This is a genomic window from Sabulibacter ruber, assembly GCF_017355955.1.
Classification (GTDB): domain Bacteria; phylum Bacteroidota; class Bacteroidia; order Cytophagales; family Hymenobacteraceae; genus Nibribacter; species Nibribacter ruber_A.
The window spans coordinates 946,397-962,360 of record NZ_JAFFID010000001.1; the positions used below are offsets into that span (position 1 = coordinate 946,397).

The window sequence follows — 15,964 nt, forward strand, 5'->3', positions numbered from 1 at the left end:
ATGGTAGCGTCTCCTCAAGCAATAACGAGTAAATTTGCCCTTTAGTCAATAAAAAGAGGGTTAAATATTTCCTAATTTTTAGGAAAATCATGCTAGAAACCAATTCTGGCGGCAACCTGCTCTCTATAGCTGGCAAACACCTCATAATTGCGGGCGCTATCGGTCTCAACTTCCAGCAACAGAGGCCCTGCCGCAGGATCAAAAAACGAAGGCAGCAACTCAGCGAAAGAGGCTTCATCGGTGGCTTTCAGGTAAGTAAGACCCATGTCTTCAGCGGTTTTCTGGGCAGTTTGGCGCTGGTCTGTCTCAAAGAAAGGACGTAGTTCCGGCTGACTTCTGGGTCCTTCAATCATCCTGAAAATCCCTCCCCCGTGGTTGTTCAATACCACAATGCGCAGGTTTTGGGGTAGGTAGTTATGCCATAGCGCGTTGCGGTCATACAGAAAGGCCATGTCGCCGGTGAGTAGCGTCACCAGTTTGTCTGTGCTCAGAGCAGAGCCCACCGCCGTGCTGGTGCTGCCGTCAATGCCGCTGGTGCCCCGGTTGGCAAACACTTCCACGCTGTTTAACCCAGCTACTCCAATGAGATTGGCGTAGCGCACGCTCATGCTGTTGGCCAGGTGCAGCAGGCTGTTGGCCGGCAAACTGCGCAGCACCCGGTGGCACACCTTGAACTCTGAAAACGGGCTGTTTTCCTGAAAACTCTCTAAAACCGATTTGCCTTGGGCATCCAGTTCAAACCAGGCATTGGTAAACGCCGGAGAAACCTGCAATCCTTCCTCACCTACCGTTATGCTTCGGAAGAAATCCTGTGGGGTGGTCCTGATAATCCGGGTCAACGCCTGAAACGTATCAGCTACCATACCGGCGGGTTGCACGTGCCAGTGGTGCATTCCTTTCTGCTTGCGCAGGTACAGCTTCAGATTTTTAGAAATCAGTGATTTATGAAACGTGATCAACAAATCTGGTTGAAGTGTTTCTGAGGCATGTAGATGCTTGGCCCCCAGGAAAACGTCATGAAAACTGATGGTTTCACCGGCCACCTGCTGGTTGCTGATGGTATCGGTGACAAAGACGGCTCCGGTTGCCCGGCAAAACCGCACAATCTCCTCATGCAGCGCCTCGTCCCGCTTGCCCTGCCCGGCCACTACAAGCACTTTCCGGTATTGTTTCAGTTCGTTTTTGAGCTGTTTCCAGGCGTTATTGGTTAAACCATAGCCAGAAGGTAACTCTTCTATGATCTTTACGTTAGAAGAAAACGCAAACTCTTCTCCTTCCTCGGGGTAAAAGGGTTCCCGCAGCGGTATATTCACCTGCACCGGACCCTGTGGAAAACTCATCACCTCATTCAAGGCTTCGTTTAACAAGCGGGTGGCATACCACTGGGCGTCATCGTGTTTTGTCTCCACAGGAAAATCATAACTTCGCTTCACGTGCCCGCCGTAAATGTGCGACTGCCGAATGGTCTGCCCGTCCAGTTGATCTATCCATTCCGGGGGTCTATCGGCGGTGAGCACCAGCAACGGGATGTTCTGGTAGAAGGCTTCGGCCACGGCCGGGGCGTAATTGTAGGCGGCGGTTCCGGAGGTACACACCAGCACCACCGGTCTGCCGGTTTGCTGCGCGATACCCAGGCCTATGAAGGCGGCGCTGCGCTCATCGGGCACGGTGCGCACCCGCAGCTGCGGATGTCGGGCAAAAGCCAGGGTCAACGGCGCGCACCGGGAACCCGGCGACAGTACAACGTCCTGCACTCCTTTGCGGGCGCAGATCTCAGCGATATCAATAACAGACTGTAGAATCATGATTGGGAAGCTTGAAATAAACGGAGCACGGTCTGCATCTTGAGCTCGGTTTCCTGCCACTCTTTGGCGGGCACCGAGTCTGCGGTCATGCCAGCTCCGGCGTAAGCGGTAACGGTCTCCTGGCCTAACTCCACGCAGCGCAGGTTCACGAACAGGTTGGTCTCCTGCCCCAACTGCACCGGTCCCAGGTACCCGCTGTAATACCGGCGTTCGTGCAGTTCCAGTTGATTGATCATTTTCAGGGCAGCGGCTTTGGGCATCCCTCCTACCGCCGAGGTGGGGTGCAACAGTTCCAGCATCTGGGTACCCAGTTTAGGGAAGCCCACTTCTTCCATGGCCGCGCTGAAATCGGTTTTGAGGTGCAGCAGGTTACCGGCCCTGACGGTACGAGGCCCCATCTCCACGTACTCCCGCAGACGCAGGTGCCGGAAACAGCTCACAATGTAGCGCTGCACCAGAGCCTGTTCCTCTATCTCCTTCTGGCGCCAGATGGCATCGGCGGGTGTTAAGCCTTCCTGGAGGGGCTGGGTTCCGGCCAAGGCCACCGTCCGGAACACTTTGTGCCGATCGATCTGCACCAGCAACTCCGGCGTAGCGCCCAACCAGGTACCAATTCCCGGGATGGTCACCAAAGACACGAAGGCGGTTGCATACAACTCGGTCAACTGACCAAAGGCTTTCAGCAGATGGAAACCCTCAAACAAGGGCAAAGTCTTAGTCCGGGACAGCACCACTTTCTCCAGGCAACCCTCCTGCATGGCTTTCACCGCAGTAGCTACCGTTTTCTCAAAGGCATCACGGGCGATGGATTTCACCGCTCCGGCCGGATGGCTGGGCCATGAAAGCTGCTGGTTCTCTTTTGAGCCTGATTTCCTGAATTCAGTCCAAAAACAAGGAGGCAGTTCGGTCTCTCCTATCTCGGGGGTAGCATCGGCTTTGCCATTGAAATAAAGATCGGCGGGCAGAAACGTAACAGGAGCCGCCTCTGACACCTGGAAAGGGCAAAAAGCGAATCCTTGTCTGGGCCCTTCCATGGGAGGCAAGGTATTGGTCACCTGACCGGCCACCAACACCTGCACTTCTTTGGTGTTGGGCAACCGCCACAAAGCCACGGGTAACCGGGACGCAAGGGCGGCCCTAAAGATTCTATAAGCTGTTTCCTCAGGTGAAGAATCAACAGAAGGGGATGGTAGAACAGAAGGGGATTTTAGGGACATGTATGCTTTATCTATCCAGAACGGCCATGGTAATGCGGCTTATACACACCAGATCACCGGCTTCAGAAGTAATACGGATTTCCCAGACCTGAGTCTTGCGGCCCACGTGCAACGCGGTGGCTTTGCCGTACACGTACCCGCTGCGCACCGATTTGATGTGGTTGGCGTTGATCTCCAGGCCCACGCAGTACTGCTTCTCCAGATCCAGGAACATGGTGGCACCCACACTGCCCAGGGTCTCGGCCAGGGCTACTGAGGCGCCCCCGTGCAACAGGCCCATGGGTTGGTGGGTACGGTGGTCTACGGGCATACGGCCTATCAGGTAATCGTCGCCAATCTCGGTGTACTCCATGCCCAGGTGTTCACCCATGGTGTTCTTGTTCCAGGCATTTAATCTCTCCAGCGTTACATCGGCGCGTCTTTTCATCCGTAGTTCTCGTATTTATGGCCTATCTTAGGGCCTGCAAATTAGCGTAAAATTGAGCCTCAAAAAAATCTACCTCGTCCGCCACGGCCAAACCGATCTCAACTTGCAGGGTATCGTGCAGGGAAGCGGTGTGGATAGTTCCCTCAATGAAACCGGCTTCTGGCAAGCCGATAAATTCTTTCAGGCCTACCAAGACGTTCCCTTTGATAAAGTCTATACCTCAGCCCTGCAACGGAGCGTCCAGAGCGTGCAGGGGTTCCTTGACCTGGGCATCCCGCATGAGCGGCACGCGGGCCTGAACGAAATCTGCTGGGGCACCCGCGAGGGCACCCGCATCACCCCCGAGGAAGACGTTTATTATTATGACATGCTCCGGCGCTGGCAGGAGGGCGAGACCGACGTACCCATTGAAGGCGGCGAGAGCCCCCAGGACGTAGCCGACCGCCAGAAACCCGTCATTGACCTGATTCTCTCCCGGCCCGAGGAAAAGATCATTCTGATTTGCATGCACGGCCGGGCCATGCGGGTTTTCCTGTCGCAGCTGCTGCGCTACCCGCTGTACCAAATGGATCGGTTTGAGCACCAGAACCTTTGCCTTTACTTGCTCAATTATACCGGCTCCATGTTCTGGGTAGAGCGTTTTGCCGATGTGTCACATTTGACCTAGAAAAAACAACAACATTCCCGTTTTTGGCTTCTTTTTTTAGAAACACGCTAAAAACCGTCACAGAAACTCTTAAAACCTTATTTGTATAACAGCATTTTTGCCTCTATTTTTGAGGCCTTAAAACCGAGCAAAAAACTATGGCCGAAATCATCCGAATGCCCAAGATGAGCGATACTATGACCGAGGGGGTCATTGCCTCTTGGTTGAAGAAAGTTGGTGACTCTGTGAAATCTGGGGACGTTCTAGCTGAAGTGGAAACCGATAAGGCGACCATGGAATTGGAGTCTTACGAAGACGGGACGTTACTGTACATCGGCCCGAAAGATGGTGAATCTGTACCCGTGGATGGCGTGTTGGCCATCATCGGGAAACAAGGAGAAGATATCTCTGGCCTTCTGGGCCAGGTGAACGGCGGTGGCGCTGCAGCCCCTGCCCAGGAAGCTCCCAAAGCCGAAGCGCCCAAGGAAGCCCCTAAAACCGAAGCCGCCCCTGCCCCTGCTGCACAACCAGCCGCTAACGTGAACGCCAATGTGGTAACCATGCCTAAGATGAGCGACACCATGCAGGAAGGTACCATTGTGGCCTGGCACAAAAAAGTGGGCGACAAAGTGAAATCCGGTGACCTGTTGGCCGAAGTAGAAACCGATAAAGCCACCATGGAGTTGGAGTCTTACGAAGACGGTACACTCTTATATATTGGCGTGGAAGCCGGTGCTTCTGTAGCCGTAGATGGCGTGCTTTGCATCATCGGCGAAGCCGGTGCCGATTACCAGGCGCTGCTGAACGGCGGTGGCGGAAGCAAAGCCCAAGCCGAAAACAAAGGCCCGGATGTGCTGAGTGGCTCTATTGAAGAAGTTACCCGCGCCGAGAACCATAAAACCGATGCCCAGTCTCAGTCTGGCGACGGCGTGAACCCAACTGCCGGTGCTCCTGTACCAGGCCCGGGAACCGAAACCGCTGCTGCTCCTGTAAACCAAGGCCGCATTCTGGCCTCTCCGTTAGCCAAGAAAGTAGCCCAGGAAAAAGGCATCAGCCTGGCCCAGGTGAAAGGCTCCGGTGAGAACGGCCGTATTGTGCTGCGTGACGTGGAGAACTTCACGCCAAGTGCCGCTCCTCAGGCGCAGCCTCAGCAAGCCGCTGCTCCTGCTCCGGCCGCTGCTCCGCAAGCAGTTCCTGCTGCCGCTCCTGGCGTGGAATACACCGAGGTTCCGGTATCGCAGATGCGCAAAGTGATTGCCCGCCGTCTGGCTGAAAGTAAGTTCGGTGCGCCGCACTTCTACCTGACCATGGAGATTGACATGGACAACGCCATGAAAGCCCGTACCAGCATCAACGAGGTGTCTCCGGTGAAAGTATCGTTCAACGACCTGGTGATCAAAGCCACCGCTGCTGCCCTGCGCAAGCACCCAGCCGTGAACTCGTCTTGGTTAGGTGACAAGATCCGCTACAACAACGTGGTGAACATTGGTGTGGCCGTAGCTGTGGAGGAAGGTCTGTTGGTACCAGTAGTGCGCAACGCTGATGTGAAGACCCTTTCTGCCATTGCCGCAGAAGTGAAAGACCTGGGCGGAAAAGCCAAGTCTAAGAAACTGCAGCCTGCTGAGATGACCGGTAATACTTTTACTATCTCCAACCTGGGCATGTTCGGTATTGAGGAATTCACTGCCATCATCAACCCACCAGATGCGTGTATCCTGGCCGTAGGCGGTATCAAGCAAACTCCAGTGGTGAAGAACGGACAGATCCAGATCGGCAACGTAATGAAAGTTACCTTGTCCTGCGATCACCGCGTAGTAGACGGCGCCGTGGGTTCTGCCTTCCTTCAGACGCTGAAAGGCTTCCTGGAAGATCCGGTGAGAATCTTAGTGTAAGCTTATACTTTAGCATATCAAAAGAGCCGTGGGAGCAATCCCTCGGCTCTTTTGCGTTTTGGGCCTAGTATCTTTAAAGCAAAACCAAACCCCTTCCCCACTTTTCTCCTCGCACTTACCTTCTTGCTGTTTTTAATTCAAAGTCAATTTTCCATACTCTCCTGGGTATTCTCTGCTCAAGGCGTTTCTCTCCATTGTTTTTTGACCTTTATCTTCACAAAAGCCTTTCTCCATTGTCTAGCCTTCCTCTCCAATACTTATCAGCCCACTTCTATTTTGTCATCCTGGAAGGATCTTGTGGGCGAACTAGATCTACCTAAAATAATAGCTACTACCATTTGTCACCAAGATCCTTCCAGAATGACAAACGGACGGTTTGGGTTGTTGAAGTGGCTTTCTTCCGCGAACAACTCAGTTTAGAGCCTGTTTTCTTTAAAACGGACCAAAACCGAAGCACATCGGTTTTTATAAACTTCTCTTCAAGCCACTATCCCTATGGCGCGGAAGTTACTTCCGCGACTTTCGGAAGCTTTTAATAAGTCACGGAAGTAACTTCCTCGCCATAGTGGAAATAAATTCTCGACTTAAAACGTCCTCGGAAGTCAAGGGCAACCAAAAAGAATTACCCTTACAGCAGTTATGCGTTTTAAGGCTGTTTTTAAGAATAGTGCCTCCAAACTCAAAACCCTTAAAACAGGAAAGCCGCTCCAGATCTCTCTGGAGCGGCTTTCTTATGAAAAATAACGTCTATTAGTAGTGGAATCGGACGAAGGCCTCCATGGCCTCGTAGTCGGCCAGGCCGAGCTCATCGTAGCGGCGGGCCGTGTCGCGGTTGCGCTCCTGGGCGCGCACCCAGAACTCGCGCTCGTCGTCGCCGGGGAACACGGGGCGGTCCTTCTGGCTCTGGTGCTTGAAGATGGCGGCCTTCTTGCGCTCCACCTCCTGCGGGGACAGCGGCACGGCCATCTCGATCTCGTGGGTCTCGAACTCGTGCCAGGCCCCGCGGTACATCCACAGCCAGCAGTCATTGACCCACTCCTCGCCCTGGGCGCGCAGCCTACGCAGGGCCTCGGTGATGATGTTGAAGCACACGATGTGCGTGCCGTGCGGGTCCTCGAAGTCCCCGGCGGCGAACACCTGGTGCGGCCTCACCTTCTGCAGCAGCTCCATGGTGAGGCGGATGTCCTCGTCGGTCACGGGGTTCTTGTTCGTCTTGCCGCTCTCGTAGAAGGGCAGCGCCTGGAAGTGGATGTTCTCGTCGGGCAGGCCGGCGTAGCGCGCCCCGGCAATGGCCTCGCTCTTGCGGATGAAGGCCTTCACGTTCTGGATCTCGCGGGTGTCCACCTGGTTGGGCTGCTTCTGCTCAATGAAGGTGCGCATGCACTCGTAGATGCTGGAGAGCTGCAGGCCGTCCTGGCCCAGGCTCTTGGAGAAGTCGATGGCGAACTCCACGTAGCGCAGCACGTCGTCGTCCCACACGGCGGTGTTGCCCGAGGTCTGGTAGGCCACGTGCACCTCGTGCCCCTGGTCCACCAGGCGGATGAAGGTGCCGCCCATGGAGATCACGTCGTCGTCGGGGTGCGGCGAGAAGATGAGCGCCCGCTTCCTGGCCGGCTGGGCCCGCTCCGGCCGCTGGGAGTCGTCGGCGTTCGGCTTGCCGCCCGGCCAGCCGGTGATGGTGTGCTGCAGGCGGTTGAAGATATCGATGTTGATGTTGTACACCGGCCCGCGGTCCACGGCCAGCTGCGCCATGCCGTGGGCGTTGTAGTCCTCCTCGGTGAGCTTGAGGATGGGCTTGTTCACCTTGCCCGACAGCCAGATCACCGCCTTGCGGGTGAGCGCCGCGTCCCACACGCAGTCCTTCACCAGCCAGGGCGTGCCGAAGCGGGTCAGCTCCGAGGCCGCGTCCTGGTCCAGCACGAACTCCACGTTGTCGGAGAGCTGCAGGTAGGTGGCGGGCACCTCGCCGGAGATCTCCCCCTCCACGGCCTTGCGCACGATGGAGGCCTTCTTGCCGTTCCAGGCCATGAGCACGATCTCGCGGGCCTTGAAGATGGTCCCGATGCCCATGGTGATGGCCTTGGTGGGCACGTTCTGCTTGCCCCCGAAGTCGCGGGCGGCGTCGCGGCGGGTAAGGTCGTCCAGCGTCACCAGGCGCGTGCCGGAGTTGGGCGCCGATCCCGGCTCGTTGAAACCGATGTGGCCCGTACGTCCGATGCCCAGCACCTGCAGGTCCAGACCGCCAAATGCCTCTATCTTGCGCTCGTACTCCAGGCAGAAGGCCGGGATCTCCTCCAGGGAAAGGGTGCCGTCCGGGATGTGGATGTTGGCCCGGTCAATGTCTATGTGGCTGAAGAGCTGCTCGTCCATGAAGCGCACGTAGCTCTGCGGCGCCTCGGGGCGCATGGGGTAGTACTCGTCCAGGTTGAAGGTCACCACGTCGCGGAAGCTCAGCCCCTCCTCTTTATGCAAGCGCACCAGCTCGGCGTAGACGCCTACCGGCGTGGCGCCAGTGGCCAGGCCCAGCACCGTCTTCTCTCCGTTCTGCTGCTTGCTTCTGATAAGGTCCGCGATCCGGCGGGCCACTCTGCGCGAGGCTTCGGTCTTGTCTGGGTACACAATCACCGGGAGCTTCTCGTAGCGGGTCTCCTCCAATAGGTTCAGCCTACTCATAGTTCTATCTTGGTTAGGGGTTTAGATAAGGTATGGAGCTCGCAAAGGTATAAAGACAAACTATTTGTCAAAATGCACTTTTGATTAATTTTTAATAATGTTTATGGCCTGTTTTCGCTCTATTTTCATGGAAATCCGCTGAAAACAGACAACAATTTGCGGACTTGTACCTCCCTTAAGCAATGAAGTGGAAAATTCTTAGGATTCAGGAAATATGCACCAAGGTAAGCCCATTTGCCCAAACCTTTTGGTGATTCAGCAGGCAAGTTCGGGTATTAGCAAAGATTGTCGTACTTTCGCGCCCGCAGACCTGGGTTCAGTGTCTACTCATTAAAAAGGAATAGCATGACCAAAATACGTTCTACCACCGTGCTGGGCATTTACCACAACGGTGAGGTGGCGCTAGGGGCCGATGGCCAGGCCACCATGGATAAATATATTGCCAAGAGCAACGTGCGCAAGATCCGGAAACTACAGGACGGTAAAATTGTGACCGGGTTTGCGGGCTCTACCGCCGACGCCTTCACTTTGCTGGAGCGCTTTGAGGAAAAACTGGCCGCCTACAGCAATAACATGAAGCGCGCGGCCATTGAACTGGCTAAAGACTGGCGCAAAGACCAATACCTGCGCAAGCTGGAGGCCATGATGGTGGTAGCCAACAAAGAAGAGTTGCTCATCATCTCGGGCACCGGCGACGTGCTGGAACCAGATTACCAGATTGCCGCCATCGGGTCAGGAAGCACCTACGCCCAATCGGCTGCCCTGGCCTTGAAGAAGCACGCGCCACACCTTACCGCTGAGGAGATGGTACGTGAGGCCCTTACCATTGCCGCCGATATCTGTATCTACACAAACCATAATTTCATCATTGAGAAACCGAACTAAGCCGGGAGTATCTGTGTTTGCACTTTGAACCTCAGAAAACAAGAAATCTAAACGCTATTAGAGGTTTAAATTGCTTTATTTCAAGCTTTTAACAACGATCAAGAAAAAGAATGAAGGTAACTCAGTTCCTGAAAGACCATTACAAGCACTTCAACGCTGCTGCGTTAATTGATGCCGCCGAAGGCTATAAAGCGCACTTAGATAACGGCGGTAAAATGATGATTACCCTGGCGGGTGCCATGAGTACAGCTGAACTGGGAATCATTTTAGCCGAGATGATCCGTCAGGACAAAGTACAGGCCATTACCTGTACCGGTGCCAACCTGGAAGAAGACATTTTCAACCTGGTGGCCCATGATTTCTATGAGCGCATCCCTAACTACCGCGACCTGACTCCACAGGACGAGCAAGACCTGCTGGACCGTCACCTGAACCGCGTAACCGATACCTGTATTCCAGAGGAAGAGGCCATGCGCCGCCTGGAGCACACCGTATTGAAATACTGGCAGAAAGCTGATCAGGCTGGTGAAGCATACTTCCCGCACCAGTTCTTCTACCAGATCCTGTTGTCCGGTGATTTGGAGCAGTATTACCAAATTGACCCTAAAAACAGCTGGATGCTGGAAGCGGCCAAGAAGAACCTGCCAATCTTTGTACCGGGCTGGGAAGACTCTACGTTGGGGAACATCTACACCGGCCACGTGATTTCTGGCGACGTGAAGAATGTGCACACCGTGAAAACCGGTATCCAGTACATGATGGAGCTGGCCGAGTGGTACACCAACACTGCCAAAGAAGACTCTACCATTGGGTTCTTCCAGATTGGCGGTGGTATTGCCGGTGACTTCCCTATCTGCGTGGTTCCTATGCTGCACCAGGACTTGCAGCGTACCGGAGTTCCGTTGTGGGGTTACTTTGCGCAGATCTCTGACTCTACCACCAGCTACGGTTCTTACTCCGGCGCCGTGCCGAACGAGAAGATCACCTGGGGTAAACTGGGCATTGACACGCCTAAGTTCGTGATCGAGTCAGATGCTACCATTGTGGCACCTCTTATCTTTGCAATTGTCTTAGACAAATAAGCATTTAGCACACCATAAATACAGTAAAAAGCGGGGCAGTTTGTCCCGCTTTTTTTGTGCCCGTCAAGTACTTACCTCCTATTGACGGGTTTTACTACTGTTTTTAATCCCTTCTACAGGTTTTTAGTAGCCGTATAGTTGGCCATTCTTCATTGCAGAAGCGTTAACCAAGAAATAACATTGAATTTTATTTTAAATTAATTATACAATTACTATATTGATATTCTAATACAACCATTTGAATTTTCTTATAAGTTTTAAAACCCCTTCGCCTTCTAGTCTCGTAAGTACCGGAACACCAGATTGTTAAAACAAGAGAGATTGAGACATGAAAAAACACTACCTCCTATCCAAAATTGTAATTCTGATGATGGCAGTTGCCCTCAGCGGCTGCCTTGGGTTTGGGCACAGAAAATTTGGATCAGACTATAGTTATTCTGGCGCATTCCACAAGTACAAAACCTTTAATTTCATCACCCACGCCTCTGAAGAAGACAGTGTGACGCTCCGTAACTACGCCGTACTGAAGAAGTACATCAGGGAGCGCCTGGAGATTCAAGGGTATGAGTTCAGTGATAAGAAACCAGATTTGCTGGTGAGCTATTATCTCTACTATAACGATCTGAACATGAAAGGCTACGAGCAGGAGGAGTTTGATATCTGGCTGGTCAACAATGAAGACCCCAAGGAAGAACATGAACCCTACCGGCCCATCAAAATGTACATGAGCCAGGGCACGCTGCTGGTGACATTGCTGGACCATAAAAAGCAGAACGCCGTGTGGCAAGGGTATACCTCCGGCGTATTGGCAGATCCTAACTCTGAGAACACTGCCTATCTAAACCGAGCCGTCAGAACCATCTTTGACCAGTACCGGGTGTTTAGGAAAGGCTACCTGCGCGAGAACTCTTCCGCCAACTAAGATCCCATCGTTTCACTCCTCTACAAAAGCGATTTGGGGCCGTTTTCCTGAAAACGGCCCCAAATCGCTTTTCTTTTGTGGGGCAATTCAAAAGTGAACAGAGGCTTGCAAACTTTCGTACCTTGGGAGCCTTAATTCAAACAACAACATTGCCTCAAACCACATAATGAATCAGCTTACCTATCGCTTAGAACCGAATGACGCAGAACGTTTGGTGGTTCAACAAGCTATTGAAAATTACATTCAGTCATTCCTTACCCAACTCCCCTCTTTACCAGCTTTTGTAGACACGCCAGACAAAGGAGCCGGCCTGTTGGAAAGCCCAATCAGTGAAAACCCTATTCCCATTGACCAGGCGCTGGCCTTGTTGAAGAAAGAGGTAGACGAACCCGGCATCAACTCGGCCTCCGGCGGGCACCTGGGTTATATTCCCGGCGGCGGGCTTTATTACTCGGGCCTGGGAGATTATCTGGCAGCGGCCACCAATAAGTACGCCGGCATCTTCTTCTCGGCCCCTGGCGCGGTGCGCATGGAAAACCAGTTGCTGCGCTGGATGGCCGGTTTGATTGGTTTTCCGGAAAACGCGGCCGGAAACCTGACCTCGGGCGGCAGTATTGCCAGTCTCATTGCCCTGGCCACCGCCCGCGATGCCCAGAACATCACTTCCCGGCTCATCCCAGACGCCGTGGTGTATACCACCGCGCATGCCCACCACTGCCTGGACAAAGCCCTGCGCATCGCCGGTTTGGGCGAGTGCCCGGTGCGGTACATTCCCATGGACGAGCAGTACCGCATGCAACCCGAGGCCCTATCAGAAGCCATCACCCAGGATAAAGCGGCCGGGTTAACACCCTGGCTCATCATTGCCTCCGCCGGAACCACAGATGTAGGGGCCATAGATCCTTTACAAGCTATTGCCGCCATTGCCCGGGAACATAGCCTGTGGTACCACGTGGATGCCGCGTACGGCGGCTTCTTTGCGCTGGCTACTTCGGGCAAATCCAGGCTGGCCGGGATAGAGCTAGCCGATTCGGTGGTGATGGACCCGCACAAAGGCTTGTTCATTCCGTATGGCTCTGGCGCGGTTTTGATCAAGAACCAGAAACAGGCAGCCGAAACGCACCATTACCAGGCCCACTACATGCAGGACGCCCTTTCGGCCATTGAGGAAGCCTCTCCGGCAGATCTTTCTCCTGAGCTGAGCAAGCACTTCAGAGGACTTCGGTTATGGCTTCCGCTGAAACTCCACGGGGTAGCCGCTTTCCGCGAGGCCCTGGAAGAAAAGCTTACCCTGGCCCGGTACGCCTATGCCCAATTGCAGCAATTGCCCGGGTTTGAGACTCCGGTAGAACCAGAATTATCGGTGGTGATTTTCCGCTATGTTCCGCAGCAGGAAGCCATGGATACCAACGCGTTCAACCAGAAACTGATTAAGGCGGTACAGGCCGATGGAAGGGTATTCCTCTCCTCCACTATGCTGGAAGACAGGTTTATGCTCAGAATGGCTATCCTTTCCTTCCGGACCCACCAGCCCACCATTGACCTGGCCCTGACCATCCTGCAGGAGAAAGCGAAGGAACTGGAGCTGAACTGGGAAGCGTAGATAGCTTACTCGCTGGCTTCCTTCTATACAGGATTAGGAGAGTTTGATGGTTCCTTTCTCTCCTACTCCTACCAACTTGAACACGCCGTCTTTCAGGAAAAGGTCACCGTGGCGGGTGAGCAGCGTAAGGTTATCCAATTCAACCTGCCAGGAGTAACTTTCCCGGTTCAGGAACAGCACGGCTTGGGCCACAATCTCCGGGGTGGTATCGCCCAGCGCCAGGGATAAGTGGGGCATCCACAAACCTGGGTGGTAATGCTGCCCAATTTCCTGGCTGATGAGGCACACCGCTTTGTGCAACTGGCTGTGGAATTGATTCACAGACGGGGTACGAAGCACCGGAATGTACAGCACCGGTTTCTCCCCGGGGAAAATCCCCAGCCCAGTGGTGTAAATCTTGAACTTGCAGCAGATACCGGCGGCATGCCCCAGCGTTTCCTGCAGATTATGCAAACTTCCGTCATTGACGGTAAGCCAGGTTATGTGCGGGTAAGGCGTCATCTGCACGCCTCTAATCCCAAACTCCCTTTCTAAACTAAAGATCAAACCATTCAGCTTGTCTGAGTGTTCCTGGTCCAGGAGAGATACAATTGCCACCATAGGGAGTAAGTTTACCGATTTTGGGGTGTTTTCCAAAAAGTTGCCATAAAACAACTGCACCCTTTCTCCAAACGATGGCCCTTCCGGAATGTTTGATGAGAAGCAGTCTGGGCCCAACTCCTACGACTGGCTCTTTTCCGCTCCAGTCCGGAATTCCTCCTTACTCAGAAACCCAGAGCCGAAGACAAAATTTAGCTGTTCCTGAGGTTTCTACAGAAATGCATACCTTTGCCGATTGAGAAGAAGTAACCATGATTTCCATAAATAACCTAAACTTCCATTTCGGGAGTCGCACCCTGTACGAAGACGCCAACCTGCACATCAAACCCAAAGACAAAATTGGGTTGGTAGGATTGAACGGTACCGGTAAATCAACCCTGCTGCGCCTGTTGGTGGGCGAGTACAAGCCAGATGCGGGCAGCATCCAAATGAGCCGAGAGACTACCCTGGGTTTCCTGAACCAGGACTTGTTGTCTTATGACACCCACGAGAGCATTCTGCACGTAGCCATGCAGGCCTTTGAAGAGGCCATTCAGCTGCAGCATAAGATTGACGAGGTGCTCCACGAGATGGAAACTAATTACCAGGACGAGCACATTGACAAACTGGCCAGGTTGCAGGAGCAGTTTGAGGCCCTGGACGGTTACAACATGCAGATCAAAGCCGAGGAGATTCTGGAAGGTCTGGGCTTCACTACTGAGGAGTTGCAGCAGCCCCTGCGTACCTTCTCCGGCGGATGGCGCATGCGCGTGATGCTGGCCAAGATTCTCTTGCAGAAGCCCTCGCTCCTGCTGCTGGATGAGCCTACCAACCACCTGGACTTACCTTCCATCAAATGGCTGGAAACGTACCTGAGCGGCTACGAAGGCGCCATTGTGATTGTCTCCCACGACCGTGAGTTCCTGGATAAGACCATCAACACCACAGTGGAGGTAACGGGCCAGAAACTGAACGTTTATGCGGGTAACTACAGCTTCTACCTGGAGGAAAAAGCGCTTCGGAACGAGATCCAGAAAGGCGCTTATGAAAACCAACAGCAACAGATAAAGCAGGCGGAGCAGTTTATCGCCCGTTTCAAGGCCAAAGCCACCAAAGCAAAGCAGGCCCAGAGCCGGATGAAAGCTCTGGAAAAGATGGAGCGCATTGAAGACGTAGCCGCCGATGCTCCGGTAGTCAACTTCAAGTTCCAGTTCACCGTGCAGCCGGGGCGCCATTTGTTGCGCCTGGAGAACATGAGCAAAAGCTACGGAGAGAAACTTATCTTCAGAAACACCCACGTGAACATTGAGCGCGGCGATAAAATCGCGCTGATTGGGGCCAACGGGAAAGGTAAATCCACGCTCATGCGCATCATTGCCGGCGATGAGTCTATCCAGGGAAACCGCCAGTTGGGGCACAACGTAATCATGGCCTTCTACGCGCAGCACCAGCTGGAAAGCCTCAACGTAGAGAATGAGATTCTGCAGGAGATGATCCAGGCGGGCAGCAAGCGTACCGAGATGGAATTGCGGGGGGTGTTAGGTTCCTTCCTCTTCACTGGCGACGACGTGTTCAAGAAAATCAAGGTGCTTTCCGGGGGCGAGAAAAGCCGCGTGGCGCTGGCCAAAACCCTGATCTCGGAGGCCAATTTCCTGCTGCTGGATGAGCCTACCAACCACTTAGACATGCAGAGTGTGAACATCCTCATCCAGGCCCTGCAGCAGTTTGAGGGAACCTTTGTGGTGATCTCCCACGACCGTTACTTTGTGGAGAATGTGGCCAACAAGATCTGGTACATCGAGAACCATGAGTTGAAGGAGTATCCTGGCACTTACCACGAGTACGAGTACTGGATGGAGCAACGGGAAAAAGACAGGAAGTCCGCTCCGGCAACCGCCACCGCAAAAGCGGCTCCCAAGCCAAAACCTAGTGCAAGCCAACAGCAGGAACTGGAACAGGAATTAAAGAAAGCCAACCAGAAACTGAAACAGGTAGAAGGACTGGTGAACGAGCTGGAAGGCAAGCTGAAATCCTGCGAAAACAAACTGGCCCTGCCCAGCACCTACTCAGATCCTAATGCTTTAAATGAAGCCACTCAGCAGTTCAACAAGATCAAAGCCCAACTGGACAAAGAACAGGCCACCTGGGAACAATTGATGGAACAGGTAGACGAGCTGGAAAGCCAACTTAAATAAGAACAGAAGCCTCACGGGTACTACTTTCCCGTGAGGCT

12 protein-coding genes are annotated in these 15,964 nt (G+C 53.7%); 7 read left to right on the plus strand and 5 right to left on the minus strand.

The features are described from left to right. Window positions 1–92 precede the first annotated feature (92 nt). The 3 genes from menD to JT719_RS04065 form a co-directional block, all read right to left on the minus strand. Window positions 93–1,805, minus strand: coding sequence for a 2-succinyl-5-enolpyruvyl-6-hydroxy-3-cyclohexene-1-carboxylic-acid synthase (gene menD, locus JT719_RS04055; RefSeq protein WP_207431218.1), 1,713 nt, complete (start codon window positions 1,803–1,805; stop codon window positions 93–95). Further along, window positions 1,802–2,917, minus strand: coding sequence for a chorismate-binding protein (locus JT719_RS04060; protein ID WP_207431219.1), 1,116 nt, complete (start codon window positions 2,915–2,917; stop codon window positions 1,802–1,804). The genes menD and JT719_RS04060 overlap by 4 nt, the downstream gene beginning before the upstream one ends. A 112-nt stretch (window positions 2,918–3,029) precedes the next feature. Further along, a complete protein-coding gene (locus JT719_RS04065; protein WP_207431220.1) occupies window positions 3,030–3,449 on the minus strand; it encodes a hotdog fold thioesterase in 420 nt (139 codons plus the stop codon). 52 nt (window positions 3,450–3,501) lie between these two features. Between JT719_RS04065 and JT719_RS04070 the strand changes: the two genes are divergently transcribed. After that, window positions 3,502–4,116: a histidine phosphatase family protein gene (locus JT719_RS04070; RefSeq protein ID WP_207431221.1), complete on the plus strand. Its 615-nt coding sequence runs from the start codon at window positions 3,502–3,504 to the stop codon at window positions 4,114–4,116. 137 nt (window positions 4,117–4,253) lie between these two features. Beyond that, a complete protein-coding gene (locus JT719_RS04075) occupies window positions 4,254–5,987 on the plus strand; it encodes a pyruvate dehydrogenase complex dihydrolipoamide acetyltransferase (protein ID WP_207431222.1) in 1,734 nt (577 codons plus the stop codon). 750 nt (window positions 5,988–6,737) lie between these two features. Here JT719_RS04075 and nagB read toward each other — a convergent pair. Beyond that, complete coding sequence (nagB, locus tag JT719_RS04080) at window positions 6,738–8,660, minus strand: glucosamine-6-phosphate deaminase (RefSeq protein WP_207431223.1); 1,923 nt, start codon at window positions 8,658–8,660, stop codon at window positions 6,738–6,740. Window positions 8,661–9,005: 345 nt separating this feature from the next. Here nagB and hslV point away from each other — a divergent pair, with 345 nt between their 5' ends. From hslV to JT719_RS04100, 4 genes are all read left to right on the plus strand, one after another. Beyond that, on the plus strand, window positions 9,006–9,545 hold the full coding sequence (gene hslV, locus JT719_RS04085) for an ATP-dependent protease subunit HslV (protein ID WP_207431224.1): 540 nt from the start codon (window positions 9,006–9,008) through the stop codon (window positions 9,543–9,545). Window positions 9,546–9,655: 110 nt separating this feature from the next. Beyond that, window positions 9,656–10,627, plus strand: coding sequence for a deoxyhypusine synthase family protein (locus JT719_RS04090; RefSeq protein WP_207431225.1), 972 nt, complete (start codon window positions 9,656–9,658; stop codon window positions 10,625–10,627). Between the two features lie 328 nt (window positions 10,628–10,955). Next, window positions 10,956–11,549, plus strand: a complete 594-nt coding sequence (locus JT719_RS04095; RefSeq protein ID WP_207431226.1) for a DUF4136 domain-containing protein — start codon at window positions 10,956–10,958, stop codon at window positions 11,547–11,549. A 166-nt stretch (window positions 11,550–11,715) separates the two neighbouring features. Next, window positions 11,716–13,152, plus strand: coding sequence for a pyridoxal phosphate-dependent decarboxylase family protein (locus tag JT719_RS04100; RefSeq protein ID WP_207431227.1), 1,437 nt, complete (start codon window positions 11,716–11,718; stop codon window positions 13,150–13,152). Window positions 13,153–13,185: 33 nt separating this feature from the next. Here the strand turns inward: JT719_RS04100 and JT719_RS04105 are convergent, their stop codons facing one another. Further along, on the minus strand, window positions 13,186–13,752 hold the full coding sequence (locus JT719_RS04105) for a 2'-5' RNA ligase family protein (protein ID WP_207431228.1): 567 nt from the start codon (window positions 13,750–13,752) through the stop codon (window positions 13,186–13,188). A gap of 251 nt (window positions 13,753–14,003) precedes the next feature. Between JT719_RS04105 and abc-f the strand changes: the two genes are divergently transcribed. Then, window positions 14,004–15,926: a ribosomal protection-like ABC-F family protein gene (gene abc-f, locus JT719_RS04110; RefSeq protein WP_207431229.1), complete on the plus strand. Its 1,923-nt coding sequence runs from the start codon at window positions 14,004–14,006 to the stop codon at window positions 15,924–15,926. Window positions 15,927–15,964: the final 38 nt, after the last annotated feature.